Raw genomic sequence first — 24,421 nt, forward strand, 5'->3', positions numbered from 1 at the left:
TATAGATCTGACCTTCCCCCGAAATTGTGGACAGTCCGAAAAGCTGCTACAACAGCGTCAGGAGGACTGGCATGGTTTCGAAAAGAAGGAAGTACACTCGTGAATTCAAGGTCGAGACGGTTAACTTGATAACCGGCAGCGACCAGTCTGTTGCCGAGGTGGCCAGAGATCTGGAGATCCACCCCAACACGCTCTACAAGTGGATTCGTCAATACAGCGAGAATCCCGTTGAGGCCTTTCCCGGCAAAGGAAAACAGGTCTCAGAAGCTGAGGAACTCAGCCGTCTCAGACGTGAAAACCAACGCCTGAAAATGGAGCGTGACATCTTAAAAAAAGCAATGGCCATCTTCTCCAACGACCCGAAGTGATCTTTGGCTTTATGCAGCAACACGAAGCCAAATTTCCCATCGCGGTCATGTGTGATGTGCTGAACGTCTCCCGCAGTGGCTACTATGCCTGGCGTAGAAAGTCCGAATCCGAGCGGGGCCAGGCGAATGCCAAGCTGCTTGAGACGATCCGTAAGGCGCATCGCGACAGCCGGGGCACCTATGGGAGTCCCCGCGTTTATCGGGAACTCAAAAAGCAGGATATTCCCTGCAGTGAGAATCGCGTCGCCCGCCTGATGCGGGAAGATGGCCTACGTGCGAAAACGAAACGGCGCTACAAGGCAACGACGAACTCAAAACATGATTTTCCGGTCGCACCGAACCTGCTGCAGCGGGATTTTTCTCCCGCAAAGCCCAATCAGGTCTGGGCCGGTGACATCACCTATATTTGGACCACCGAAGGCTGGCTTTACCTGGCGGTGGTCATCGACCTGTTCTCCAGGTCGGTTGTTGGTTGGGCCATGGACAAGCGCATGACCCGACAACTGGTTATGAATGCGCTGACGATGGCGGTGCAAAGGCGACAGCCATCATCAGGGCTCATATTTCACTCTGATCGCGGCTCACAGTATGCCAGTGCAGACTTCCAGTCGTTACTGACCAGGCATGGCATACGTTGCAGCATGAGCCGCAAGGGCGATTGCTGGGACAACGCCCCGGTTGAAAGTTTCTTTGGCAGTCTGAAGCAGGAACTGGTATTTCACCAGAGATATCCGACCCGCTTCCACGCTCGCCAGAGCATTTTTGAGTACATCGAGCGGTTCTATAACCGGCGCCGTTTGCACTCAACACTGGGTTATAAAAGCCCGGCTGAATACGAGGCGGTCTATTTTAAACTTGCAGCCTAACCCGGTGTCCACTAAACCGGGGGAAGGTCAATCCGAAAAGTTATAGATTGGGAGGGCGCAATGGGTGTTCCATTTGAGCAGTTGGGACCTGGGCAGGTGGGCCGGTGGGTTTACCAAGTGATCGGCAAAAATGGACCTATATTTAATCCACAAAACATACGCTACATGGCACCTGAAGCCCCGATTCAGTTAGCAGAGGCACCGATGTCAGACTTGGCCCTAGGTATGTCAGGACTGACACTTATTGCTTCGGTGGTGAATCTCGCGGTGTCGGCAAAGATCCTATCTGAAGTTAAGAGCATTGCGAGAAAACTAGATCAGGTAATTTCCACATTAGATGAGTTGAAGGATAAGGCGAATCAGATCCAACGTGGTGTTGAACGAATTGAGCTTCACGTCGTTGAGAATCACCTTCGCCATGCTTTAGACTATCAACTTTCCAGAGCGATTTCAGAAAATGCCATCGACCTTCAGTGTATCTCTGAACTTGCCTCAGATGTTAATCGTTATATAGATGCCATACCTGACCCCCTGCTCTTTAATTTCAAGGTCCGACTGTCTTCAGATGTTCGCGACCGCCTGTTAAATTTGGTGTCAACTCTTCGTGCAGTGAGACTTCTGGTGGCTGCACGTTTCAATGAGCAGACAACGCCCTATAACTGCCTATCGCTTGATCTCCTAGACAACTACATCGGTCTTGGGAACAGTAAGGTGTTAGTAGATGCTGTCGTGGTTCAGAATGAAGTTTTTGCACAATTAAGCAAAGGGCAATCTCAAGTAATCAGGGCCGTGAAGAATCGGTTCACATTCTCTGATACGTCTGATACAAAACATTTCAACTCGTTGCTACAGCGCAAGATCGAAGCAATCCAAGACGTGTTCGTGGGGCATTTCCCCGAAGCAGTGTGCCTTAGTCTCAATTTGCCCGATAATTTCTTTGACTGCGCCGATCCGTACCGTGCGGTGGAAGATGTAGTTCTTGCATGGTTCACCACTGACGGGGGGCTAATCTGGCAGTTAGCGAAGGAACTCGACGGACTCGTGTATGGTTACGAGGAAGTATTCTGGCCGAAGCTTAAAGGTAAAAGCTCTGTCCTGCCTGCTGAGTTGGAAGGTAGGGTTGCATTCAAGCTAGAGGGCTCTGGGTGAGTCTTTTTAGCTTGAGGGCAGATTCAAATTGCAAATACACAATTGAGAGTCTAGTCGGAAACTCCTTGGGGTGTATGGTAGCCGAGACTCTTTTTTGGATGATTGTTGATCTTATGGATCATTCTAGCCAACGCCTTTTCCGATATTCGTTTTAAGTTCATTTCTTCGGGGAAGTAGAAACGTAAGAATCCTTTGATATTCTCATGCGTGCTGTGTTACTAGGCTGAATACGTAGGCGCGGTCACGAATTATCACTTTTTTGATTTCTTCCCAAAGCCTTTAGATAAAAATTCGCAAGTTTGTAGGTGCCTGCCAACTTTGTGAGCGTTCAACTCTTTCCTGCCAAGATTCCCCCCTTCCACATTTCCTAGACAAACCCATACCCGGAGGTCGCACCTATGCGTCAACTGGCCTGGCTTTGTCTGGCAATCCTCACAGCAACTCCCGCAATAGCGTCTACCGTCTGCCGGGAGATCCCCGTCGCCGACTTCGGCTCAGTTGTCTCAAGTCCGCCGGCCAACGCGTTTCTTATCCAGAAGGGCTGCCCGGAGAACCATCCGGTCGCGCGGCTCAGGCCTCCACTGACCATCCGGCTCACGGCGGGCGATGAAAGACCGGCCCCCGGTCTTCCCGCCCATTGGAGGGTTCTGTTCGATCTGGACAGGTCGGACCTGGATGGGCAGGACAGGTCGATTCTGGACATGGTGCCCCGGAACATCACGGTCAGGGTGGACGGCTACACCTGCCGGCTCGGTCCCGAAGCCTATAACCAGGGTCTTTCGGAGCGTCGGGCCGCTGCTGTTGCCGATTACCTCGAAAAGCGAGGAGTGAACGTCCTGTCCCGGGCCGGGCATGGAGAGGACGCCCCGGTGTCGGATACGAACCTGGCCCTGAACCGTCGGGCCGTTGTCGTGGAAACGGAGGTCGCGAAATGAACCGCATTGTCCTGACCCTGCTGGCTCTGGTCTTCCTGTCAGTGCGGGTCCTCGCGGATGAGACGCCGAAGGAGGCTCTGAACAAGGCCCTGCTGCAGTTTTCCAAAACCCTGCCGAAGACAGGAATCGACACTTTCAAGCCCTCTCCGGTTCCCGGTCTGTACCAGGTTGGAGCCGGCCCTGAGGTTTTCTACTTCTCGCCCAAGGGCTACCTGGTGTTCGGAGAGATCTGGAGCCAGGACGGCAGGAACATGACCGCCGAGGCCCGCGAGGAAATCATCCGGGCCAACTTCGACAGGCTGCCGATGGACAAAGCCCTGACCATCGGCAACGGGCCGGTCCAGGTGGTCGAATTCACGGACCCCGACTGCCCCTTCTGCCGCCAGGTCGACCAGGTCCTGGCAGAACGTGCAGACATCACCCGTCACATCTTTTTCTTCCCGCTGGAGTCGATTCACAGGTCCGCACGGGACAAGGCCAAGTACATCCTGTGCAACGAGGACCCGAACAGGGCCATGCGGGAGGTTTACCAAGGAGGGTTGGATAACCGGCCCATACCTCAACCTGGAGATTGCGAAGCTGACACCCTGATTGATGAAAACCTGCGAGCCGGGGGTTCGGTAGGCGTGCGGGGGACGCCGACCATCTGGATCAATGGCAGGCGGTTTCTGGGGGACGCAAAAGCACTCTCCACCTTTCTCGACAACCAGAAGGGAGAAGTCCAATGAACAAAAGGGTTTTTATTCTGATGATGGTGCTGGCGCTGCTCATGGTTGCCGGCAGCGCGTTTGCAATCACCGCCCCGACCGACCCCAACAGTTTCGGCTACCTGTTCTATGACTACGTGGTCGTCAAGGGACTCCAGGGAGCCATTGGCTTCGTCGCCGGGCTGTGCATCGTGGTCTGGGGAGCGTCCATGCTGCCCGCCGGCAAATACATCCCCGCCCTTATCACCATTGTCTCCGGCGGAGTCATCCTCTCCGCCGACAAGATCGTCACCGGTTTCGGGATGCTGATCTGACCTTCCGGGGAGTCCCCCGCTCCCCGCTTTTCCTTCTGGTGACCCGATGCGGAACACGACGACGCGGCGGATGCCGCAATACCTGACCCAACCCTATCAGCTTCTCTGGTTCGAGCCGGACGATATGGCCGTCATGGTACTGGCCTACCTGATGGCCATGATTTTCGGCGGCTGGTTCTGGTGGTTGATGCTGATCGTGTTGCCGACGATCTACTCCCGGCTCAAACGCAACCACCCTCGCGGCTTTCTCCGTCACAGCCTCTACATGCTCGGATGGACGGACATGCAGGGCTACCCGGACTATTTCGAGGATGAATTCATCGAGTAAAGGAGCGCGTTGTGAAGCTTGACCTGTTTGTCCAGAAATCCAGCAACCTGTTCGCCAGGAACCGGCTGCTGATGGTGATCGTGACACTGATCGGCGGTCTGACGCTGTTCAATTCCCTCATGCTGCAGGCGGCCCTGAACCGGCAGGCGGTGATCCTGGTGCCGCCGGGATTCAAGGAAAAGGTCCGTCTGACCGCCGGGACGATCGACGAGAGCTACGCCCGTGAAATGGCGCGATACCTGGTCGACCTGCTGCTGGTCTACAACCCCGGAACAGTCCGCAAGCAGTTCGAGGAGGCGTTGACGCTGATTGCCCCGGAAAAGATTTCGGAGTTCCAGTCCCGGCTTCTCGAAACCGTGGATACGGTCGAGTTGTCGTCGGTTTCCAAGGTCTTCTACACGACCGGGATGCGGCTCAGGCCGGCGGACAACATCATCGAGGTGACCGGGATCGAAAAGACCTTCGTTCAGGACCAGAAGACGGAGGAGAAGCAGAAGCTCTACAGCATCGAGTTCTCCGTTCGTGGCGGACGGTTTTACGTGACCAGCCTCAGCGGGAGGGATTTGCGATGAACGTGCGGAAGGGATTGCTGCTGGCCCTGGTGCCGGCGCTGCTGGCGGCTCCAGTCCTGGCCGCGGACAGGGACGAAGATCCCCTGGTGGTGGTTTTTCCGGAGCACACGACCAGGGTCAACCTGTCCAGCACGGACGTGAACCGTTTTGTCTGCCCGGGACCGATCAAGGACGTGGTGTTCAGTCAGGACAAGGGGATCAAGGTCAAGCTCTCCGGGGAGAATGCCTTTGTGAAGTTCCAGGCGCTGAAGAAGGGGCAGGAGATCCAGTACACCAGGACCCCTTCGGAGTTCTACGTCATCTGCGACGGCGATGTCTACTCGATGATCGGGATGCCGAAGCAGATTCCGGCCCAGACGCTCCATCTCTCCAGCGGGCGGAAGAAGAAGATCGAAAAGAACCTGTCCATCTTCGACGGTCTGCCGCTGGAGAAGAAGGTCCTGAAGCTCATCAGGCAGGTGTACACCGGGGACCTTCCGGAGAGTTACACCGTGCGCCCGGTATGGAAACAGGTCAACATCTTCGACCAGCTTTGGCTGACCGCCAAGCGTGACATCGAAGTTGAAGGGGAGGGGCTTGGGGTCCGCGAATATGTCGTTTCCCTCAAGGCGGGCCAGAAGGAATGGCGGTTGTCCGAAGCGGACTTTCTGAATCCCCGATTGACCCACGCTCCCCTGGCGGTTGCCATCGAGGAGCCGCTGCTGAAACCAGGGGACATCACCCGCGTGTTCATCGTCGAGCGGCGCAATCCGGACGGGCGGCGCAACCCCCTGGTCACCGAACCTGTCCAGCTGGAACAGGAACCGGCGGGAGAAAAGGTGGCGGAAGACCGGTTCACCGGCGAGGAGGAACGATGAGTTTCAAGGACACCTGGAAAAACCTGGACCCGGCGAAGAAGAAAAAGGCGGTCAGGGCGCTGTGCATCGCCGGGGTTCTCGTCTTCGCCCTGTTTGCCTATCAGGTCCGCACGAAGCCGGCCCCGGCGCCGGCCAGGAAGGGCAAGCCGGTTGATCTGCTGGACGACACCAGGACCCTGCAGAAATCCCTCTATCAGGAGAGCAGGAGGGAACTGAAAAAAAGGGACCAGCAGATGGCCGAGCTGAAAAGGCGCCTTGATGCGCTGATGAAAAAGGAAGAAGAGGAGAAAAGGAGCGGGGATGCGGCCCTGTCGAAGCCAGACGGTGAAAAGACTCCCGGCGGGAAGGTGTCCGGCCCGGACAATGAGTTGCCGGTGCTGCCGGCCTATCCGCCGCCACCGCCCGGATCTGTCTATCCTTCCCGGGGCATCACCGGGCAGACGCCTCCCGGTCCTCCGGGGCCGCCTCCGGCTCCGGAAGAAGTGGTGCTGATCGGAGAGATCGGTACCGTGTCCGCGCCGGCGGAAGCCGCACCTGGCCAGGATAAAAAAAAAGACAGGAACCGGCGGATTTATCTCCCTCCCTCGTTCATGGCGGCGACCCTTCTTTCCGGCCTGGACGCGCCTACCGCTGAAATGGGCAAAGGGAACCCGGTTCCGGCCCTGCTGCGCATCCAGGACCTGGCCGTTCTCCCGAACGACGTAAAAGCCGACCTGAAAGGCTGCTTCGCCATCGTGTCGGGCTACGGCAACCTGGCGACCGAGCGGGCCAACATGCAGGCGGTATCCCTGTCCTGCCTGACCAACAGGGGGGAGGCGGTTATCGACCAGAAGATCAAGGGTTTCCTGGTCGACCAGGACGGCAAGATCGGACTGAAAGGCCGGGTGGTTTCGCGCATGGGGGGGGCCATCGCCCGGTCGATGACCGCCGGGTTCTTCGGCGGCATGGGCGACTACATCTCGTCCCAGAACCAGGTCACGTCCACCAGCGCCCTTGGCACAACGACTACCATAGATACCGGCGACGCGGCGAAATACGGCCTTGGAGCCGGTCTTTCGAGCGGATTCAAGGACATCCAGAAGTTCTACCTGGACCTGGCGAAGCAGGCTGTTCCGGTCATCGAAATCGGCCCGACAAAGAAGGTCACGCTGGTTGTCGAGGAAGGAACCATGTTGGTGCTGCGTGATCCGAACGAGGAGGGCACGAAATGAAGAAACTGTTGATTCTGATTCCGCTGGCCCTGGCCCTGTCGGGCTGCTCGGTTCTGAACCCCTACGAAGAGAATTTCCGCTGTCCGGGGGGAGACAGCGGCAAGTGCATCGATGTCACCGGGGCCTATGAGGAGGCCAGGAATCCGGCGGGAAAAACGGCGAGCGCGTCGAGTTCGGACTACGAAGAGGCGCTTTATGGACGGGTGCGGGATCTGCTTCAGGCCCCGTCCACTCCCGTCGTTGTCCCGCCCAGGGTGATGCGGGTTCTCATGCTTCCCTACGAGGGCGAGGACAACGAGCTCTACATGCTGCGTTACGCCTACATCTTCGTTGACAGGCCGCGCTGGGTCCTGACCGATCCGCTTTCACGGGGGAGGAAGTAGCATGGCCCTGATCTCCCTTCTGTTTGGTGATGGCGGGTTGCGGAAGAAGGAGGTGGAGGCCGCCGCGCGGCGCAACAAGCTCTCCGATTATCTCCCCTACATTGCCTATGACCCGGAGACGAAGCTCTACCTGAACAGTGACGACACCGTGGGGATGCTCTGGGAGTGCGTTCCGGCGGTCTTTGCCGGGGAGAAAACGATCCTGTCGATGGAGGGGCTGCTGCGGGTGGCGTTTCCCAAGGGGGCCATCCTCCAGTTCATCCTCCATGCCGACCCGTACATCGAGCCGATTCTCGATGCCTTCCAGGAGACAAAAAAACGGGACGGCGAGTTGTTCCGGAAAGTCGCCCAGTCGCTCACGGACCATTTCCGGCAGGGAGCGAAAGGGGAATGGGCCACCGGCCAGATTCTACGGAATTTCCGCCTGTTCGTGGCTGCCAAATGGCCGCGTGAAAACGGTGGCAACCTGGGGGAAATCGGCAGCATGTGTTCCGAGGCCCTGACCGGTGCGGGGTTGGCCCCGCGTGATGTCAGGCCGGAGGAGCTGCTGGAATGGCTGCGACGGCTGCTGAACGATGACCCGACCGGCAACCTGTCCCTGTACGACGACACGGTGCCGATCCGCAAACAGGCGATCCTGTCCGAAACAGTCATCCAGAAACGGATGGACCACCTGCGGATCGGGAAAAAACAGTGGCGGAGCCTGACGCCGAAGAGCTATCCGCAGGAGGTCGGTCCGCTGCGGACCAACAGGCTGTTCGGTGGTGTGGAAGGGGCTTCGAGTGACGCCGACCAGATTCCCAGCCCGTTTCTCTATTCCCTGACGGTCCTGCTAGAGGACCAGAAGACAAAACTTCACGCCAAGTGCAACGCCATCCTGATCCAGCAGGGGGCCGGGTCTTTCGCCCCGTCCCTGGCCCGGAAGAAGGAGGAGTATACCTGGGCGACGGGCGAGGCCGACAAGGGCACCCGGTTTTTCCGGATCATCCCCGTGCTGTGGGTCTACGACGAGCCTTCGAGGTGCCGGCGCTCTCTCGACCGTGCCCGCCGGTTGTGGGAGGACCAGAACTACCTGATGCAGGAGGACCGGGGGATTCTTCCCATCCTGCTGATCTCGTCACTGCCTTTCGGTCTCTACGATACCGGCAAGAACGTGGATCAGCTGGAGCGGGATTACATTGTGCCCGTGGACACGATCTCGGTGGTCGTGCCGAACCAGGGGGATTTTTCCGGCATGGGCAGGCCGGAAATGCTCTTTCTCGCCCGCAAGGGGCAGGTGGCCGCCCTGGACATGTTCGACCCGGGGGCCACCAACCACAACGCCTACCTGGCCGCGACTTCCGGCGGGGGGAAGTCGTTCCTCATCAACTACCTGGTCACCAACTATTTCGCCAGCGGGGCAAAGATCCGCATTATCGACATCGGTTTTTCCTACAAGAAGATGACCCGCCTGGCCGGGGCGCGGTTCCTTGATTTCTCCGACGAGACGAATATCTGCATCAACCCGTTCACCAACATCATCGAACCGGAGAACGACATCCCGGTGATCGCACCGATCATCGCGCAGATGGTCTATTCCTCGACCGACGAGGAACCGACCGAAACGGAGATGAGCCTGCTGAAAAACGCCGTGAACTGGGCCTGGCAGCAGGAGGGTACAGGGGCGGGCGTGGACCAGATCCACCATTACCTCGCTCACTTCAAACAGATTGGCAGGACCAACGGAGAGATTGCCCAGGCTGCGGAGAAACTGGCCTTCAACATCACCGACTTCACCAGCAAAGGACCCTACGGACGGTTCTTCAACGGTCCTTCGACCTTCAATATCTCCGACGACGATTTCGTGGTCCTTGAACTGGAACACCTGGAGCAGAAAAAGGAGCTGTTCAAGGTGGTCACCCTGCAGATCATCAACGCGGTGACCAAGGACCTCTACCTCTCCAACCGCCAGGACCCGCGCTTCATCATCTTCGACGAGGCGTGGAAGTTTCTCGGCAGGTCGGCCCATCTGCGGGAGGTGATCGAGGAGGGCTACCGCCGTGCCCGGAAGTTCAAGGGGTCGTTCAACATCGTCACCCAGTCGATTCTGGACATCAAGCAGTTCGGTCCGGTCGGGGATGTCATCTGGGCGAACAGCGCCTTCAAGTTCTTCCTGGAGTCGGGTGATTTCAGCCGGGCGGAATCGGAAAAGCTGATCACCTACGACTCCTTCACGATGAACATGCTGAAGGGGATCAGGAGCCGGAAGAAGGTCTATTCGGAGATTTTCATGGACACGCCCTTCGGCTGCGGCGTGAGCCGGCTGGTGGTCGATCCGTTCAGTTATTACGCCTACACGTCCGATGCGGACGAGATTGCCGAAATCGAGATGATGGTGAAGGGAGGGTTGAGTTATGTCGAGGCGATCCAGGCGATGGTGGAGAAGTATCGCCGCCACGGTTAATGTCCTGCTGCCGGGGATGGTCCTGGCGGCAACAGCCGGGCCTCTGGCCCAGCCGGACCAGGCCGCGCTGGATGCGGCGAGGCAATCGGGAGGCCGTGCCGGGACGACGGTCCTGCAGAAGTTCGGTGGTCAAAGCGGGGTCAGGCAGGGTGCGATCGAGCCGCTGACGACGACGGCCCCGCTGTCCACCGTGGACAACAGCAGACAGGTCCTGACCCAGCTCTCCTTCCCCAGTTCGCAGCAGTTTCTCGATGTGATGATCCAGCCGGGTCCGACGGGGGACATCTCCATGCTGAAAGTCATGGAGGATCTTGACTTCGACGGCCAGATGGATTTCTCCTGGCAGGCGCCGGCCCCGGTGTCGGGTGTGTGCGCCAACGGGGTCATCATGTGCGATCCGGGGAGTTGGGACAACTGCACGCACTTCGCCTGGAACGCGGATACGGCGGGGAGAATCGCCCTGCAGTCCACGGCGCCGGAAAAGCTCGGCGGCTGTTACTGCATCAATTCCTACTGCGGGAACAACCTGATCTGGAACAATGCCGCGATCGTCCTCAAGGATCTTGGTGGCGGGGTAGTGGGCGCGATTCAGCGGAGCAATCCGGCCCTGTCCATTTCGGACGTACAGAGCTCCCCGGTATCCATCTCCTACTTCGGACAGGATACGTCGAGGAGGGTGGACCCGGTGACCGGCCAGACGGGTTCTGCAGTGCCGGTGCCTCCGGTCCAGTCGGCTTTCGTTTCCAGTCCCGCCAGCCTGCCGGCGGCGGTCAACGCGGAAGTGTCCGCCCAGGCGACCGATCCGGGCAGTCTCTATTCCCGGATCGGTCTTGTCTTCGGGCAGGCGTCCAACCCCGCCCAGACGACAACCTGTTCGATTGACCGGGTGATTGACTATCCGGTTCAGCAGGCGTCCTGCCTGGTCTATGCCTTCTCCGGCCAGATCCGGGCTTCCAGCATGAAAACGGTCGAAGCCACCCCGGGGACCAGGGGGATTCAGGGTGTCACGGTTCAGGGGGCGCGGATTCCGCTTGTGCTTCTGGACGGGCCGGACGGGAGTGTTGTCGGCGTGGGATCTGCGCCTCAGCCGGATGTCACCACCACAACCAGCCAGTGGGGAAGCACCATCATGGGATCGGGTTACTGGTCCCGGCTGGATCTTGGCGGTTCCCCCTGGTCCAGTGTTCCCAATGTCCTCGCGGTTGCCAACACCCCGACCGGGGTCAGGATCTCCACCTGGAACGTCACCGGGTTCTGCAATCCCCTGGGTGACGGCGGCTCCGGGTATGACTGCGGGCTGCGGCACAAGTTCCTTGGCGGAGTGGAATTCCGGATTCCCGGTGTGAAGGCCATTCTTCATGACGCCACCGGAACGGTCCGGGACGCCATCATCGTGACCGGGTTTTCGGGGCTTGGCGGCAGTGGCGGGACCCTGCTGGTGCATGGAACCTCCGGCGCGACCCTCGGCTCCATCACGTTCCAGTTTCCCCCTCCGGTCTGTCCCTTTCCGGATGGAACGACCTGTTCGCCGTTCCCTTCACCCCAATGCTGGCGTTACGACCGGACCGAGAATGTCGTGGACCGCTGCCAGGCGCTGGAGCATGACCCGGACTGCCGGCTCTGGCATGAGGATGTGGACGGGGTGACAACCTTCCAGGAGTTCAACGCCACGATGCTGACGCCGCAGCCGAGCTGCCGCGATACCCAGATTCCGGTCACTCCGCCCGTGACCGAGACGGACTGTGAAAACTGGTGGACGAAAACCCGGACCTACATGTGCGTGTCGACGCCTTACGACTTCTCCACGGCGGCGCAACGCTATGGCACGGTGGCCCGTTCCATCACCGCTGACGGTTCGACCTACCAGGACCGGATGCTGGTCAACGGGACCTGGCTGGGGGGCGGCGGTTCGGTGTCGATGATGGACTTCGGCGGTCATGACGAGTGCCAGCAGGCCTGCAAGACGCGGAGAGCCCGCCAGGATTCCCAGGCCACCCTTGCCGGGACATCGGTCCAGTACCAGAACAACACGTCCAGCTGGGACATCCTCTATCACAGCTGTGACGACAACGGCTGCCCGGTGGGGCCGGGGGAGGAGATCCTGAAGGACTGCCAGTGCCTGAACGAGTTTGCCGAGGCCGCCACGGTGATGCAGATGTTGCGGCAGGCGGGCCGGGACATGATCTGCTCTGACGGGGTGCCGAAATGAGACGACTGACGGCGGTGCTGGTCCTGTCCTGTTTCATTGCCGGGATGCCGGTCAACGCACTGGCGATTCTGACCTGCGGCGCGGATCTGAACGGGGACGGGTTTACGGACACCCAGACGGAAACGGCCACCTGCGCAACAGCCCCGGTCCATAACGGACAGACCAGCCAGGATTTCTGTCCGGTCCAGGCGGTCGACTGCGTGGCCGATACGGCGCAACCCAGGGTCGAACAGACCTGCAGCCTTGGGGGATACACCTACAACCAGGGATCGGGGCGCTGTGAAAAAGTCCCTGATTGTCCCGGTGGAAGTTGGGACGCGGCCTCGAAGTCCTGTGCCGGAGGGCTGACGACAGCGCCGACCCCCTTGCCGCCGCCAACCTGTTCGGCACGACTGGAGTCAGCCTACGGCGGGTGGCATTCCACGCCCTGTACGACAGCGCCGCAGGGACGCTGCCAGGTGGCGGACTGGCCCTTTCTCTACGGGCCGCTTTCCCGTGGGGTGTATGTGGCCCAGTTCGACAGCCTCTGCAACTGGGTGTCGGTGACATCGACCTGGTACAACCGTGACGGGAGCGTGAATTCGACGAGTACCTACACGGACTACAACCAGAACGACCCCACCCAGTCGTTTCCGCTGGCGCCCGGCGAGGACGGTACGGCCTGGTCGACGGACCCCTCGGCCCCTACGCAGACCTACACCAACACGACCCAGCCCCGGTATGGCTGTCCGCAGGGCTATCAACTCCAGGGGCCGGTCTGCGTGCAGCCGCCGGTCATGGACTGCGGTGGCGGGACCTATGATGCCGCCGCCGGAGTCTGTACGACCTCCTCCGCCCTTGCGAAGGTGTGCGACAGCGGGGTTTACGACCCGGCAACCGGACTGTGCCGGCTCGACAGATTCACCTGCCCGGCAGGGAACTACGCCTGCCTCGATACGGGCGCTGCGGTCCCGCAGTGTTCTCCCAACACCTGCGTCGATGTGGCCGCTCCCTCTTCGGAGGTCCCTCTTCCGCCACCGAACGATACCTGGCTGCAGAACGACGGGCAGGTGGCCGCTGACGGTTCCTGTCTTGGCGAACTGTACATTTTCTCCGGCAAACCCTCGCGCTGCCGGCCTCCGGGGCTGACGGTCGGTTATCTGAACGACTGCTGCGACAGTGGCGGGGAGATGGTTTCGGACTCCAGGACCGGGCCGAGCCTGTCCACGACGGTCCACGCCATTTCGGTCGCCTACCACATGGCCCAGACGGCCTATTACGCCTACCAGATCGGCGAGGGGACGATGATCGCAACCGAAATGGGCGGCCAGGTGGTGATTACCGACGCTGTTTCCGGGGCGCTGGTGGGTTCCGCCGCGTCCGGGTCGGAGGTCGCTGCCGGGGCGCTGGCGGCCCAGGGGGCGGCAGATGCCGGGGCGACAGGAGCTGCGGCTGTTTCGTCTGGCCTCGAAGGGTTTACCTCGGCGCTGCTGAATCCGACGACCATCGTGATCGCCCTGGTGGTGATGGCGGTGATGAAGGTTCTCTTCGGCAAGGGATGCGACCAGACCGACAGCGAGGCGGCGCTGTTTTCCGCATCAGGTTACTGCCATGACCTCGGGACGATTTGCGATAAGAAAATCAAACTCATCGGCTGTGTCCAGCGGTCCAGGCGGTTCTGCTGCTTCAACTCGAAGATGGCCCGCATCGTCGCGGAGCAGGGGAGGCCGCAGCTCAAGGCGTTTGGCCCGAACGGGGGATGGGGGACTCCGGAAAATCCCAACTGCCGGGGCTTCACACCGGAGGAATTCCAGCAGCTCGATTTCTCCAAAATCAACATGTCGGAATATTTCAACGACATCATGGCGGGCATGAACCAGAACATCCAGGACGCCCGAGGGAAGATCCGGCAGGGTATCCAGAACCACTACCAGGCGACGCAATGACCAGGCTTAGAATCGCGGTTCTGTTCATTCTGCTGCTGGTCCAGCCGGGACAGGCCCGTGTCCTGGGGACGTTCGGGAAGACTTACCCGATCATCGAGCGGGATGCGCTGGAGGAGATCCGGGAGCGGGCGGCCCGGGTGAACTGGCAGTCCGCACTGGACAGGATCAGGCCGGAGGAGTTTCGTCCGGAAGGGCTGCCGCGTCTGCCGCGGGCCGCAGAGGACCGGGCGTTCCTGGTGGACATGACCTACACGCTGGGGTTCGACATCCCGGACGGCAAGGGGGGCATCCTCTACCCGAAGGGTTATCGGTTCAATCCGCTGGACTACCTGCCGTTCAACCAGACGCTGGTGGTTGTCGACGGGGACGATCCTCTCCAACTGGACTGGCTGCGCGGATCGGGGCTGCTGGATAAAGGCGGGACCGTGCTGCTGCTGGCCGGGGGGAGTTTTGTGGAACTGGCAAGGGATCTTGACCGGCCGGTCTTCTACCTGACGCCGCAGATCAGGGAGCGGTTTCACCTGCGGGCGGTTCCTGCGGTGATCCGGCGCCGGGAGAAGATGATGGCGGTCCGGGAGATCCGGGTCGAGACGAAGGAGGGAGCGGAATGACCAGGCTGATCGCCGTGTTGGCGCTGGTTCTCTGTCTGGGGTCGACAGGCTGGGCCGTCTGCCGGTCGCGGCCCCTCAATCCGATGACAGATATCTGCTGGAGCTGCATCTTCCCGGTTCAGTTCGGAGGCCGGCTGACCATAGGCAACACGCAGGGGAACACGCCGCCCGAGGACAGGTCTTCTCCGGTCTGTGTCTGTTCCAATGGCGGCTCAGTCACCATCGGTACAACGGTCAGTTTCTACGAGCCGGCGCGGATGATCGAGACGGTGCAGGACCCCTATTGCTTTCCCTCTCTCGGATCACAGATGTCAAATCCGCAGCCGGGGTTTCTGGGCGGGGCGAAGGATGATCCGACGATTCATGGCGGGGCGAGGATCTTCCAGCAGGCGCACTATTACGTCCTGCCGGTTTTCCAGCTTATGAACCTGTTTGCCGACTTTCCCTGTCTGGAGCAGAAGGGGTTTGACCTGGCCTACATGACCGAGGTGGACCCGGTGTGGTCGAACGATACCCTGGCGTTCCTTCTCAATCCGGAGGCGCTGCTTTTCGCCAACCCGGCATCGCAACTGTCGTGCATCCCGGACAGTGTGGCGGCCAATGGCGGCTATCCGCTCGATCCGCTCTTCTGGTGCATGGGGTCCTGGGGAGGTTCCTACCCCCTGACCGGTTCCATCGAGGGGCGGGACGACACCACGGCCAATGCGGGGCTGGCGGCCCGGATGCTGTTCAAGCTGGGCCGGGAAATGCTGTTGCTCGATACGGGAACCAGCGCCTGCGGAGCGATTGTCACGCCGATCTGGCGCAAGAGTCTCTACCGGCTGCAGGAGGCCCGCCCGGTGCGTGGCAGCGAGTGTATTCCCATCGGTCGGTCCGATTTTATCTGGGGGTCGGGTAAGAATCCTCCCCGAGGCGCCGGACAGAACGCACCGAATAACTTTCTGTGGATTCTGACCCGGAAGAACAAGTGCTGCATCGGCTATTCACCGTGAGGAGTTGACCATGTGGATCAAGCACAGGAGCAGCTATATCAATCTGGAAAACGTTATCTCGATCTCGGTGGACAGAAGCCGGGACAGCTTGCGGCTGGTCCAGATGGACGGCGACGAGGTGTTCCTGTCTCTGCCCAAAGACCTGTCGGCGGGTGAGACCCACCGGAGGCTTAAAGCCCTGCTGGCCCCCTGTGAGCCTTTTGCCTCGCCGGACCCGATCCGGCTGGTTCCCGGCGACAGGGAAGAGCAATGAGCCTGCGCAGGTCGTTTCCGGTGGTGGTCTTCACGGCCGTGGTGGGGGCAGCCCTTCTTTCGGCGGGAGCAGGAAACGCGGAACCGTCCGGCAGCCTGCACGGGTCGGTGAAGGCGCTGCAGCAACGGGCGTCCGGCATGGACATTGATCTGGCCGGGAGAGATCCGGGCATGGCCCGGCGGGCGGAAACGCAGGCTGACAGGCTGGTGTCGCATTACCGGTCGCCGGAGTTCCAGCGGAAACTGAAACAGGAACAGGCCAGAATCCGCGAAATTCTCGGCCTGGAGGGACGAACGGATGACGCAGAAGGGGAAGATGCCCGCCAGGGAGGGTTTGGCCGTCCTGTGTACGTTTTCGTGTCGTCTTCCGTCCCGCTGCAAACCCTGCGGAACTACGCCGCCGACATGGCCGCCCTGGAAGGCTATGCCCCGGTGATGGTTTTTCGGGGATTTGTCGGCGGTGCCGGGAAGATCGGGCCGACGGCCAACCTGGTCGGGGAGATTCTCAAGGTCGATCCGGGTTGCGACCTGTCCGCCGGGGCGTGTGACGCCTGGCCGGTGTCGGTCACGGTCGACCCGGAGAAGTTCAGAAAGTTCGGTATCGACCGGGTGCCGGCTATTGCCCTCGATGAGGGGGACGGAAAAGACCCGCTGACGGTCTATGGCGACGCCAGTCTGCCCTATGCCCTCGGGCTGATTGCCAGGGAAATGCAGGGGGGCCGGAAAGCTGTCGCGGCGAAGAAAAAAGCCCCCTGATTTTCTGGAAATGCTGGTTTTCGGAAATCTGGAATCGCTGGACTTAATAAAAATAGTTCTGATGTCTGGAAAAAATGGACCTGAATTTGTCTGGGATTTCGACAAACCGGTTTCTGGAATCGCTGGCAGTTTTCCGGGACAGGGGTTCCCTCGGCACTCATTTAACAGAGAAAGACCTTTTTCAAGGAGACCTTTTTATGAGCGAAAACACTTCCCAGTTATCCCCCTCCTCCACCGTGGAGGCCGGGCCGGTTTCCGGAGAACATCCCTCCTCTCGTCAACGGCGGCCGGCCCGGATTTTTTTTCCGTGTGTGGCGATCAGCCTGGTGGTCAGCCTGATGTCGGCTGGCGGAGCGGTCTGTCTCTATGACCGGTATTTCGCCCAGAAGGTTGTGGCGGTTGACCTGCAGGGTTTTTTGAAGCGGCAGAAGGACGACTACCTGGACGGCAGGATCTCCGGGGAGGATCTGCAGCGGCGGATGGATGAGCTGGAGGCGTTTGTCGATCAGATCCCCGCGAACCGGTCGGTCATCCTGTCCGATGTGGTGGTCAGAAACGTCAGGGTGCTGAAGCCGTGACCGCCGAAAAACCGACCGGGAAGAAGCTGAAGTGGATCTGCATGTCGATGGCGGTTGTCGCGGCCCTGATCGGCTCCATGCTGCCGGGGCGGCTGTTCATCACCCTGACCCCTTCGATCAGGTACCGGCTGCTCTGGCTGACCTCGGATGTGTGGAACGTCCGGCATGGCGACTATGTGGCGTTCAGGGTGGACCGGAAACGCCTGCAGGGCCTGCTGTTGCCCGAGTCGTGGACGGAAGACGCCGACGGGATGATTACCGCCATCAAGCGGATTGGCTGCGACGAGGGGGAAACACTGCTTCGTACCGGGGCCGGGGGCCGGGACTTCTATTGCGGCGATGAGTTCCTGGGTCGCGCCAAGAAGGTGAGCCGCAAGGGCGAGCCGCTGCAGCCGGCCCAGATTGAGGGCGTGATTCCCCAGGGCATGGCGTTTATGGCTGGCGACAGCAAGGACAGTTTTGACTCACGCTATTTCGGCCTGGTGGACAAGCGGGCGTTTCTCAAACGCGCCACCGGGATTTTCTAGGAGTGCGATATGGACTGGCTGACGAATCTCAATCCTCTGTCCCATGTCGGGGCGGGTGAATACGCGACCTTCTGGCAGACACTGTTCGCCACGATCTTCCTTGGCGTCTGGAGCCGGATCTTCGCCACGATGCTGCTGGTTCTTTCGTTCTGGCTGGGTGTCCGGAGACGCAACTTCATGCTGGGCTTCTGGACGTTCCTGGGAGCGGGGTCGCTGGCCTACGGTGCGGCGGTCATGCGGTTTTTCGGGCTGCTGGCCCGGTAGGAGGAGAGGATGGGAAAAGACGATTCCACAGACATCATGCCGATGCCCGCCGGCCAGGAGATCCACCCGAAGGGGCTGCTGGAGGCGATTTCCTTCATCGAGCAGAACTTCTCGAACGAGCTGGGCGGCGCGATCCTGAAGGATACGTTCCTGACCACCAAGCAGCGGCTGGAGTTCTTCGAGGTCGGGTTCCGCAGTTCGTTTTTATCGGGGCTGATTTCTGCCCTTCTGACACCCGTCGCTATCGGCGTGGTCGAGCGGTACATCCCGATCTTCGGGGACGCGGACCCTTCCCGGTTCGACATGGCATTCGCCTTCCTGCTGGCGGTCGGCTATTCACTGGGCTTCGGGATTTTTCTGGCCTACGCCTGCACCAAGTTTGTCGGCGGCTACACCCGGTCGATGATCCGCAACCTGCTGGGCGGCGTGGTCGCCGGGTCGGTCCTGAAGGCGATCCTGGCGTTTCTCGGTTTTCACTTCATCTATTTCGTCCTGTTGTCGGACGCGAACATGCAGAAGGGAGCGCAACTGCTCTACAGGGCGAGAATCCCGCGCAATGCGGTGGTGACCGCCTACAGCTGGCTCTACGACTTCAAGCCGGTCTTCCTGACCTCGGCCTGGTTCATTGTCGGGGTGACCGTTGTCTTTATCGCCATCCCTACCATCTCGATGCTGCTGGCGCGGATCAGGAACCGGAAACTGATCAAGGCCGGCCTGGTGCATGTGGAGTGAGGCAGAAGAGGGGAATCGATTGTCATGCTGGACCAGATTGTCGATGTCGTTCTGAAAACCCTCTACGCGAAGAATTCAGGGCTCTACCATCATGCGCTGATGACCGGCCCTGCCGGCGGGAAATCCTGCATCCCGGGTTTCTGCTCCAGGAGATCGTCGAGGTGGTGGAACGGCTCTTTTCCGGGGGAACGGGAAAGAAAGGTGCTGCACGCTGTCCGGGTGGTTCCCGGACCGGTCGAAGGGAAACATGCAAGGCCGGTCTTGAGTGTTCGGGCCGCAGGGAGGAGGGAATAAATGATCCGGAGTATGGGCTGTCTGTTGTTCGTGGCGTTGCTCCTTGCGGGGTGTGGGACAAAGATTGCGAACGATTTCAGGAATGAGATGAGAAGGCAAAGGGCGCTTCGGGGTGAGTGCCGGTTTGTCTACTCTGGCCGTCAGAACCCGAATGTTGTCTGCCCGGAAGACCCGGAATGGGAAAACGCACAAGACGAACGTGCCGAGGCAATTGTCCTGGAAAAATGGGCGCTGACCGTTCTCCAAAACACCTTCTACGCTCAGCAAGGGGTGGATCAGCGTCTCGCGGGAATGAGCCCAGTCGCAAAAGCCCGAGTCCTGTATGAGCAATACCTGCATGGCTATCGGGGGACCACCGCCAGGAAGATCATCCCGGCCTTCCACGTTCTGCCAGAGACCGTCTTTTGTTTTTACGCTCCCGAGCGACCCTTTAACCATAAAGGCTGGTTTTGTGCCCCCGTCCGCAAAGAATGGGGTGAGCCATAGGAGGGTGTGGTGAAAAAGCTCTTTCTCTTTCTGTCCTTTCTTTTTCTTCCCGCGCAAGCCTTGGCGATTGACGGGGAATTCTACACCTACGGCGGTTTCGACGCCGTGGTGGCGGGGTTCCAGCGGATCGCGCTGATCTTTTCCGACAACGCCTACCAGACGCTCTTCTATTCTGTCATTGTCCTTGGCATCCTGCTTGGTTCCGTCAACCTGGTGATGCGGGTTGCGACCGGGGCAAGGCTGTCGCCGGTAGGCTGGCTGGTGCCTGTCTTTGTCGGGATTCTTCTCTATCTCGGCATGGTGGTTCCCACCGGAACGATGCACATCTATTCCCAGTTGACCAACCGCTACACCCCGGTTGCGGGCGTCCCGGACGGGGTGATCGCCGTGGCCCATGTTCTGAACAGCATCGAGAGAGGTCTGATCGAAATCATCGAAACATCTTCCGACCCGAAAAGCTATCCGAACCAGGCTGGCGGGACCGGCTACATGGGACTTCTGGAAATGGTGTCCACGGAATTTTCCATCCCGGACACGTACCTGAACCAGAATCTTGACGACTACATCGACAAATGCGTCGCCTATGAGGTCGATACGCCCGGTTCAACCCTGACGGTCGAAGAGTTGCGGCGCGGTACGACCGACTTCCGCACTGCTCTCGGCAAGGCCAACAACCCAGCCCTGACGACGGTTGTCTACAGTGCGGCCAACCCGCAGGGAAGTGTGGCGACCTGCGCCGACGCATGGAGCACCACCATTCTGCCCGGCCTGAACAACGCGACGACCTTTGACGCGGCTATCGACGAGATCTGTGCGAAAACGGGCTACGATCCGGCAACCCCCGCATCGAGGCAGAAGTGCCAGACCGCGATTCAGGATGTTCTGGACGATCTGGGGGTAATCTCGACAACGACCGACTTTGCCCGCCAGGCGCTGCTGGCCAAACGGCTGCATGAGGTTTTTCGGAGCGGGAACACGGCGGCTCTGACCAATTACAAGTTCATGGTGAACGCCAAGGGCACGATGGTGGCCATGAACGAATGGCTGCCGATTATGAAGGGAGTTCTGACAGCCATTGCGCTCAGCATGGTGCCGATTCTGGCGCTGTTTCTACCGACCCCGCTCATCGGCAAGGCCCTCAGTGTCTTTCTCGGGATGATGATCTGGCTGGTCACCTGGGGCGTGATCGACGCGATGCTGCACAGCTTCGCAATGGATTTAGCCGGAAGGTTCCTGCTGGAGATCCGCAACCTGGCGACAACGCCGGGGGCTATGGGCATGGACCCTTTCCTGTTCGCACCGGACGAACTGACAAAGGTTCTCGGCATGTTCGGGATGATCCGTTCGTCCGGCCTGATGCTATCGACGGTTATGACTGCGGTTCTGGTCAAGTTCGGCGGACATGCTCTGGCGTCGATGGCCGGGAATCTCATGGGCCAGGTCCAGGGAGTTGGTCTGCAGGCGGCCAGGCTCACGGAAGACCCGAGCGGAAGGGCGGCGGCGCTCAACGCCAACTTGGCGGCCATGCCGACCCAGACTATCGCCAACGCGCCCCGTGGCTACGAAATGATGATGCACGGTTCGATGGTGAACCAGATGTCCAATGTCGCCTCTGGGCAGGCGCACGCTGCCAAGGTCGCTTATCAGCAGCAGGCTGGCGGTGTCGGCGGCGGCAGCGCCTGGGGGGCTACCGGCGCGGGGATGGAACTCCTGACCCGCTCCATGAAGACCGGGAAGGTTGTCGGGGATGACGGCAAAGCGACCAACTACAGCGTCGGGGACGGTGTAGGCATGGAGGGGTCGCAGACGACTCTCGCAAGTGGCTGGACCCAGAAAAGCAGCGTCCGAAGAGAAGATGGAGATGTTGCCGGTGGAACGGTAACCCAGGTCAGTGCATCGGGTACGATTACCGAGACGGCCAATGCCCAGGGCGAAACAACGACGCACATCCAGGCTGCCGGATTTTCCAATTCTTTCGGTCTGGCTTACCAGGAAGTCGGTATAGAGAAGGGCGCACATACGTTGTCCACGGGTGAAAACTGGAATCACATGATGCAGGAGGTGGACAAGGATTCCATCATCAGCGGTGAGGCGCGGGCGTTCAAGACGGCGCTTTCGGACAGGGTGACGAGTTCTGTCCGGCAGCAAATGTCGGACGGGTCCGCTTATCAGTCTGTTTCTAGCGAAACTAAAGAGAAACTTCTCCAGGCTGGAACCCAGGTCGGACTTAGTGGGGGGAAGCTGCTGCAGGCCCTTACTCTTGGGATGGTTACCATTCAAGGGAGTATCGGAGGTTCTGCACGTCTTACTACTAAAGACGGCGAAACCGCCACAATCAGCATGAGCCAGGAAGAGGTTAAAGCACTCAACCACGAAATTGCGACGATGCGCGAAGAAGCTCTGACGCAGACCATGCAGACTTCCGCCGGTCGGGACTATGCCGCTTCCACGTCCGCTGCCGACAATGCTTCGGAGGGTTTCTCGTATCTGCGTGAGGTGGCGACCCGGAATACGACTTCAACAGCTTTCACCACGGATCTTATGACCGGGTACGTAGACGACCGGGCCAAGGAGATGATGGCCGACGAGCCCGGCCGGTATCAGGATCTTAATGCGGCTCGCCGCGCTGTTCTGGACGACATGAATCGGCAGAGGCTTGGTACGGGGGTGGAGCAGGACGCTCTAAACCGTGACATCAACGCCTGGACGATGAGACACTATGACGATTATCTGGACACCTCTACGACCGGGAATAGTGTGATGCGGGATATTGCTCACACCAGAAATCGGGTAGATGCCGGAGTCCGGGAACATCGTGCAGCCGGGGAAGCTGCTGCGGGCCGGGCGAAAGAGGCTGTGGCCGATAACACTTTTGAAGATCCGCGGCCTGGAAAGATTGGTCCGCCGGATGTGCCGGGGGTTGTGGGGGCAAGAGAAACCCGAAAGCAGGCTGTTCAGGACGTAAAGAATGAGATTCCAGGGGTAGAAAAGAAGCACGAGCAAAAGAACGGCTGGAAGGAAGATGATGACGTAGCCCCTTGATGAGGGGGTTGCATCGTTTGTAAGTCTAGTCGTCGTCGCCACTCCAGGTAAGTCCACCTATATTGTGAAGGCCGTCTGCCGAGATAGCCTCGCCCAATGACCAGGGAATGATAGTTGCGTCTTCTTGGGGCAATTCGTCGCCCAAAGAAAGAAACTCAGACGATTCATCTGCTATGTCATCATGGGAGAGGTCATGCCGGTTCGCCCACTCCTGGTCAACGACATCCTGTATCCTGTTGTTGATTTTCTTCAGAAAGTTCAGGATCGACATGGTTCCCTCCTCCTCTCTTGTCGGTCGTTTCCCTGACTGACATTAACTTTCTCTTTTGCAAGATAGATGTGAGCTTGTCGTTTGTCAAACTGCTGAACTGATGGTTCTATTTTGTCATATTGGAGGGCTCATAATAAATACCGTGTTTCTTTGCGAAGTGTCTGATTTTTTTATAAAAATTGATATATGACTCTTTTAGCTTTGAATTGTCCTCTTTGGGGGACCTAGCTTGCCAATTAATTACAACGGCGTACCATCCAGGTATTTCTTCTGTCAAGGTTGCTAGTCTTTCTTCTTCAAGTTGTTTAATAAATTCCCTATATTTTGATTGTCGTTTGTTGTCTTCTGAAGGTTTAGAGAAGAAAGCTATTCCTAGAATGCTTCTGAAATTCCAGCTGTCTCTGGTTTCTTCTTGACGTGAAGTTTCTCGTATTGTTATTTTTGAAAGCCAATATAGATCTTTTAATATTCCGTTTACAGAGTATTCAATATATCTTTGAACTTTAAGTTCTATTCCGACATATTTATCAGCTGTAAAATTTAGTGGTCGGTATACAAGGTCAAGTTGTTTTGTTTTTTTTGTTTTTCCATTTAACTTGTAGCGATCTTCCCAATAAAATTCATGATTTTTATCTTGACTATTAATGTGTCTTATTAGTTCAAATTGAATCCACTTCTCCCAACCGCTTCTTTCTTCATTAGCCAGAAACTTCAAAAATGAGTGATAGTGTTGCCCTTTGTCGCCAAGCATAGACAGAAAAGAGATTATTATTTCTTTTTCTGGCATATCATCTCCGTGTTATTTTACTATTAAATATAATAGTTGTAGGTTTTGTCTGAAATTTGTATTCGAAGTTATTTTTACTTACCTGTAAAATAAATGAGTATGGGGAGAACGTCAAATCTTCAAGTTGCGTCAGAACATACCTGTTTAAAAGAGGATGGTTCCTTTCGAAAACTCCCAGAAGTCAACCAGTTTGCCATGGCATTTGGGGCAACCGGACGGTACACAGCGGTCACAGTAATAAACTTCATTTTCACAGTTGACGCAGTACCTGGGCATGTCCTGTTCTGTGAGCCTGTTGTACGATCCACCGCATTTTCCGCAATTTTTCCCGCTGGATATCGTAAGCATTTCAGCTTCCTTTTCCTGAACAAGGTGTTGAATGTTGTGCTGACCGTATTGGACAGAAATCAGAACGACACGTACCGTTCCTCATAGCCCACGCAGCGAGTCAGCCGGCGAAGGTCTTTTTCCGTCAGTTCGTCGACCTCGATACCTTCGGCGTAGGTGCTGACCGTGTCCCAGCGATTCATTCTTTTCAGATCGACCCGCTTGACTTTTCTCT

Annotated in this window: 25 protein-coding genes; 23 read left to right on the top strand and 2 right to left on the bottom strand. The window is 58.5% G+C overall.

Annotated features, from left to right (window positions below):
* Positions 1-71 precede the first annotated feature (71 nt).
* The 23 genes from B5V00_RS13645 (at position 72) to B5V00_RS13760 (ending at position 22,801) form a co-directional block, all read left to right on the top strand.
* Positions 72-1,234, top strand: a protein-coding gene (locus B5V00_RS13645) for an IS3 family transposase (RefSeq protein WP_139800782.1) whose coding sequence is annotated in 2 segments (ribosomal slippage) — positions 72-335 and positions 338-1,234 — 1,161 coding nt in all. Because the reading frame shifts where the segments join, the coding sequence is not laid out codon by codon here.
* Between the two features lie 60 nt (positions 1,235-1,294).
* Positions 1,295-2,383 carry a hypothetical protein gene (locus tag B5V00_RS13650; RefSeq protein WP_085011369.1) on the top strand — a complete coding sequence of 363 codons (1,089 nt, stop codon included), beginning with the start codon at positions 1,295-1,297 and terminating at the stop codon, positions 2,381-2,383.
* A 398-nt stretch (positions 2,384-2,781) separates the two neighbouring features.
* On the top strand, positions 2,782-3,318 hold the full coding sequence (locus B5V00_RS13655) for an OmpA family protein (protein ID WP_085011370.1): 537 nt from the start codon (positions 2,782-2,784) through the stop codon (positions 3,316-3,318).
* Positions 3,315-4,046 (top strand): DsbC family protein, encoded by a 732-nt coding sequence (locus B5V00_RS13660; protein ID WP_085011371.1) that lies wholly within the window; start codon positions 3,315-3,317, stop codon positions 4,044-4,046. The genes B5V00_RS13655 and B5V00_RS13660 overlap by 4 nt, the downstream gene beginning before the upstream one ends.
* Positions 4,043-4,339, top strand: coding sequence for a hypothetical protein (locus tag B5V00_RS13665; protein ID WP_085011372.1), 297 nt, complete (start codon positions 4,043-4,045; stop codon positions 4,337-4,339). The genes B5V00_RS13660 and B5V00_RS13665 overlap by 4 nt, the downstream gene beginning before the upstream one ends.
* A 46-nt stretch (positions 4,340-4,385) precedes the next feature.
* Positions 4,386-4,667: a type IV conjugative transfer system protein TraL gene (locus B5V00_RS13670; RefSeq protein ID WP_085011373.1), complete on the top strand. Its 282-nt coding sequence runs from the start codon at positions 4,386-4,388 to the stop codon at positions 4,665-4,667.
* An 11-nt stretch (positions 4,668-4,678) separates the two neighbouring features.
* A complete protein-coding gene (locus B5V00_RS13675) occupies positions 4,679-5,239 on the top strand; it encodes a type IV conjugative transfer system protein TraE (protein ID WP_172399758.1) in 561 nt (186 codons plus the stop codon).
* Positions 5,236-6,096, top strand: coding sequence for a type-F conjugative transfer system secretin TraK (locus B5V00_RS13680; RefSeq protein ID WP_085011375.1), 861 nt, complete (start codon positions 5,236-5,238; stop codon positions 6,094-6,096). The genes B5V00_RS13675 and B5V00_RS13680 overlap by 4 nt, the downstream gene beginning before the upstream one ends.
* On the top strand, positions 6,093-7,307 hold the full coding sequence (locus B5V00_RS13685) for a TraB/VirB10 family protein (RefSeq protein ID WP_085011376.1): 1,215 nt from the start codon (positions 6,093-6,095) through the stop codon (positions 7,305-7,307). Before B5V00_RS13680 ends, B5V00_RS13685 begins: the two co-directional genes overlap by 4 nt.
* Positions 7,304-7,690, top strand: a complete 387-nt coding sequence (locus B5V00_RS13690) for a TraV family lipoprotein (RefSeq protein ID WP_085011377.1) — start codon at positions 7,304-7,306, stop codon at positions 7,688-7,690. The genes B5V00_RS13685 and B5V00_RS13690 overlap by 4 nt, the downstream gene beginning before the upstream one ends.
* A 1-nt stretch (position 7,691) precedes the next feature.
* On the top strand, positions 7,692-10,133 hold the full coding sequence (locus B5V00_RS13695; RefSeq protein WP_085011378.1) for a TraC family protein: 2,442 nt from the start codon (positions 7,692-7,694) through the stop codon (positions 10,131-10,133).
* The gene (locus B5V00_RS13700; protein ID WP_139800784.1) at positions 10,084-12,342 is read left to right on the top strand and encodes a hypothetical protein; all 2,259 of its coding nucleotides are present in this window, start codon (positions 10,084-10,086) and stop codon (positions 12,340-12,342) included. Before B5V00_RS13695 ends, B5V00_RS13700 begins: the two co-directional genes overlap by 50 nt.
* A complete protein-coding gene (traN, locus tag B5V00_RS13705) occupies positions 12,339-14,267 on the top strand; it encodes a conjugal transfer protein TraN (RefSeq protein WP_085011380.1) in 1,929 nt (642 codons plus the stop codon). Before B5V00_RS13700 ends, traN begins: the two co-directional genes overlap by 4 nt.
* Complete coding sequence (locus tag B5V00_RS13710; RefSeq protein ID WP_085011381.1) at positions 14,264-14,878, top strand: hypothetical protein; 615 nt, start codon at positions 14,264-14,266, stop codon at positions 14,876-14,878. Before traN ends, B5V00_RS13710 begins: the two co-directional genes overlap by 4 nt.
* Positions 14,875-15,870 (top strand): TraU family protein, encoded by a 996-nt coding sequence (locus B5V00_RS13715; RefSeq protein ID WP_085011382.1) that lies wholly within the window; start codon positions 14,875-14,877, stop codon positions 15,868-15,870. The genes B5V00_RS13710 and B5V00_RS13715 overlap by 4 nt, the downstream gene beginning before the upstream one ends.
* 10 nt (positions 15,871-15,880) lie before the next feature.
* The gene (locus B5V00_RS13720) at positions 15,881-16,123 is read left to right on the top strand and encodes a P-loop NTPase family protein (RefSeq protein ID WP_085011383.1); all 243 of its coding nucleotides are present in this window, start codon (positions 15,881-15,883) and stop codon (positions 16,121-16,123) included.
* A complete protein-coding gene (locus B5V00_RS13725) occupies positions 16,120-16,878 on the top strand; it encodes a type-F conjugative transfer system pilin assembly protein TrbC (protein WP_085011384.1) in 759 nt (252 codons plus the stop codon). The genes B5V00_RS13720 and B5V00_RS13725 overlap by 4 nt, the downstream gene beginning before the upstream one ends.
* 197 nt (positions 16,879-17,075) lie before the next feature.
* Complete coding sequence (locus B5V00_RS13730; protein WP_085011385.1) at positions 17,076-17,456, top strand: hypothetical protein; 381 nt, start codon at positions 17,076-17,078, stop codon at positions 17,454-17,456.
* Positions 17,453-17,983: a S26 family signal peptidase gene (locus B5V00_RS13735; protein WP_085011386.1), complete on the top strand. Its 531-nt coding sequence runs from the start codon at positions 17,453-17,455 to the stop codon at positions 17,981-17,983. The genes B5V00_RS13730 and B5V00_RS13735 overlap by 4 nt, the downstream gene beginning before the upstream one ends.
* Before the next feature lie 9 nt (positions 17,984-17,992).
* A complete protein-coding gene (locus tag B5V00_RS13740; protein WP_085011387.1) occupies positions 17,993-18,247 on the top strand; it encodes a hypothetical protein in 255 nt (84 codons plus the stop codon).
* A gap of 9 nt (positions 18,248-18,256) precedes the next feature.
* Positions 18,257-18,979 carry a hypothetical protein gene (locus B5V00_RS13745; RefSeq protein WP_085011388.1) on the top strand — a complete coding sequence of 241 codons (723 nt, stop codon included), beginning with the start codon at positions 18,257-18,259 and terminating at the stop codon, positions 18,977-18,979.
* Between the two features lie 294 nt (positions 18,980-19,273).
* Complete coding sequence (locus B5V00_RS13755) at positions 19,274-19,759, top strand: hypothetical protein (RefSeq protein ID WP_085011390.1); 486 nt, start codon at positions 19,274-19,276, stop codon at positions 19,757-19,759.
* Between the two features lie 9 nt (positions 19,760-19,768).
* On the top strand, positions 19,769-22,801 hold the full coding sequence (locus tag B5V00_RS13760; RefSeq protein ID WP_172399759.1) for a conjugal transfer protein TraG N-terminal domain-containing protein: 3,033 nt from the start codon (positions 19,769-19,771) through the stop codon (positions 22,799-22,801).
* Positions 22,802-22,826: 25 nt separating this feature from the next.
* On the opposite strand, the gene B5V00_RS13765 is transcribed toward B5V00_RS13760, so the two are convergent.
* Both B5V00_RS13765 and B5V00_RS13770 read right to left on the bottom strand, forming a co-directional pair.
* Positions 22,827-23,072, bottom strand: coding sequence for a hypothetical protein (locus tag B5V00_RS13765; protein WP_085011392.1), 246 nt, complete (start codon positions 23,070-23,072; stop codon positions 22,827-22,829).
* 106 nt (positions 23,073-23,178) lie between these two features.
* The gene (locus B5V00_RS13770) at positions 23,179-23,859 is read right to left on the bottom strand and encodes a hypothetical protein (RefSeq protein WP_085011393.1); all 681 of its coding nucleotides are present in this window, start codon (positions 23,857-23,859) and stop codon (positions 23,179-23,181) included.
* Positions 23,860-24,421 lie beyond the last annotated feature (562 nt).

This window comes from Geothermobacter hydrogeniphilus, assembly GCF_002093115.1.
Lineage (GTDB): Bacteria > Desulfobacterota > Desulfuromonadia > Desulfuromonadales > Geothermobacteraceae > Geothermobacter_A > Geothermobacter_A hydrogeniphilus.

Bases quoted from the DNA above. Each gene is read 5' to 3' on its own strand.
- B5V00_RS13710 (WP_085011381.1), top strand. From the start codon at position 14,264: ATGACCAGGCTTAGAATCGCGGTTCTGTTCATTCTGCTGCTGGTCCAG.
- B5V00_RS13770 (WP_085011393.1), bottom strand. From the start codon at position 23,859: ATGCCAGAAAAAGAAATAATAATCTCTTTTCTGTCTATGCTTGGCGAC.
- B5V00_RS13660 (WP_085011371.1), top strand. From the start codon at position 3,315: ATGAACCGCATTGTCCTGACCCTGCTGGCTCTGGTCTTCCTGTCAGTG.
- B5V00_RS13670 (WP_085011373.1), top strand. From the start codon at position 4,386: ATGCGGAACACGACGACGCGGCGGATGCCGCAATACCTGACCCAACCC.
- B5V00_RS13700 (WP_139800784.1), top strand. From the start codon at position 10,084: ATGTCGAGGCGATCCAGGCGATGGTGGAGAAGTATCGCCGCCACGGTT.
- B5V00_RS13690 (WP_085011377.1), top strand. From the start codon at position 7,304: ATGAAGAAACTGTTGATTCTGATTCCGCTGGCCCTGGCCCTGTCGGGC.
- B5V00_RS13655 (WP_085011370.1), top strand. From the start codon at position 2,782: ATGCGTCAACTGGCCTGGCTTTGTCTGGCAATCCTCACAGCAACTCCC.
- B5V00_RS13680 (WP_085011375.1), top strand. From the start codon at position 5,236: ATGAACGTGCGGAAGGGATTGCTGCTGGCCCTGGTGCCGGCGCTGCTG.
- B5V00_RS13740 (WP_085011387.1), top strand. From the start codon at position 17,993: ATGGACTGGCTGACGAATCTCAATCCTCTGTCCCATGTCGGGGCGGGT.
- B5V00_RS13695 (WP_085011378.1), top strand. From the start codon at position 7,692: ATGGCCCTGATCTCCCTTCTGTTTGGTGATGGCGGGTTGCGGAAGAAG.
- B5V00_RS13730 (WP_085011385.1), top strand. From the start codon at position 17,076: ATGAGCGAAAACACTTCCCAGTTATCCCCCTCCTCCACCGTGGAGGCC.
- B5V00_RS13725 (WP_085011384.1), top strand. From the start codon at position 16,120: ATGAGCCTGCGCAGGTCGTTTCCGGTGGTGGTCTTCACGGCCGTGGTG.
- B5V00_RS13685 (WP_085011376.1), top strand. From the start codon at position 6,093: ATGAGTTTCAAGGACACCTGGAAAAACCTGGACCCGGCGAAGAAGAAA.
- B5V00_RS13715 (WP_085011382.1), top strand. From the start codon at position 14,875: ATGACCAGGCTGATCGCCGTGTTGGCGCTGGTTCTCTGTCTGGGGTCG.
- B5V00_RS13755 (WP_085011390.1), top strand. From the start codon at position 19,274: ATGATCCGGAGTATGGGCTGTCTGTTGTTCGTGGCGTTGCTCCTTGCG.
- B5V00_RS13745 (WP_085011388.1), top strand. From the start codon at position 18,257: ATGGGAAAAGACGATTCCACAGACATCATGCCGATGCCCGCCGGCCAG.
- B5V00_RS13765 (WP_085011392.1), bottom strand. From the start codon at position 23,072: ATGTCGATCCTGAACTTTCTGAAGAAAATCAACAACAGGATACAGGAT.
- B5V00_RS13720 (WP_085011383.1), top strand. From the start codon at position 15,881: ATGTGGATCAAGCACAGGAGCAGCTATATCAATCTGGAAAACGTTATC.
- traN (WP_085011380.1), top strand. From the start codon at position 12,339: ATGAGACGACTGACGGCGGTGCTGGTCCTGTCCTGTTTCATTGCCGGG.
- B5V00_RS13650 (WP_085011369.1), top strand. From the start codon at position 1,295: ATGGGTGTTCCATTTGAGCAGTTGGGACCTGGGCAGGTGGGCCGGTGG.
- B5V00_RS13665 (WP_085011372.1), top strand. From the start codon at position 4,043: ATGAACAAAAGGGTTTTTATTCTGATGATGGTGCTGGCGCTGCTCATG.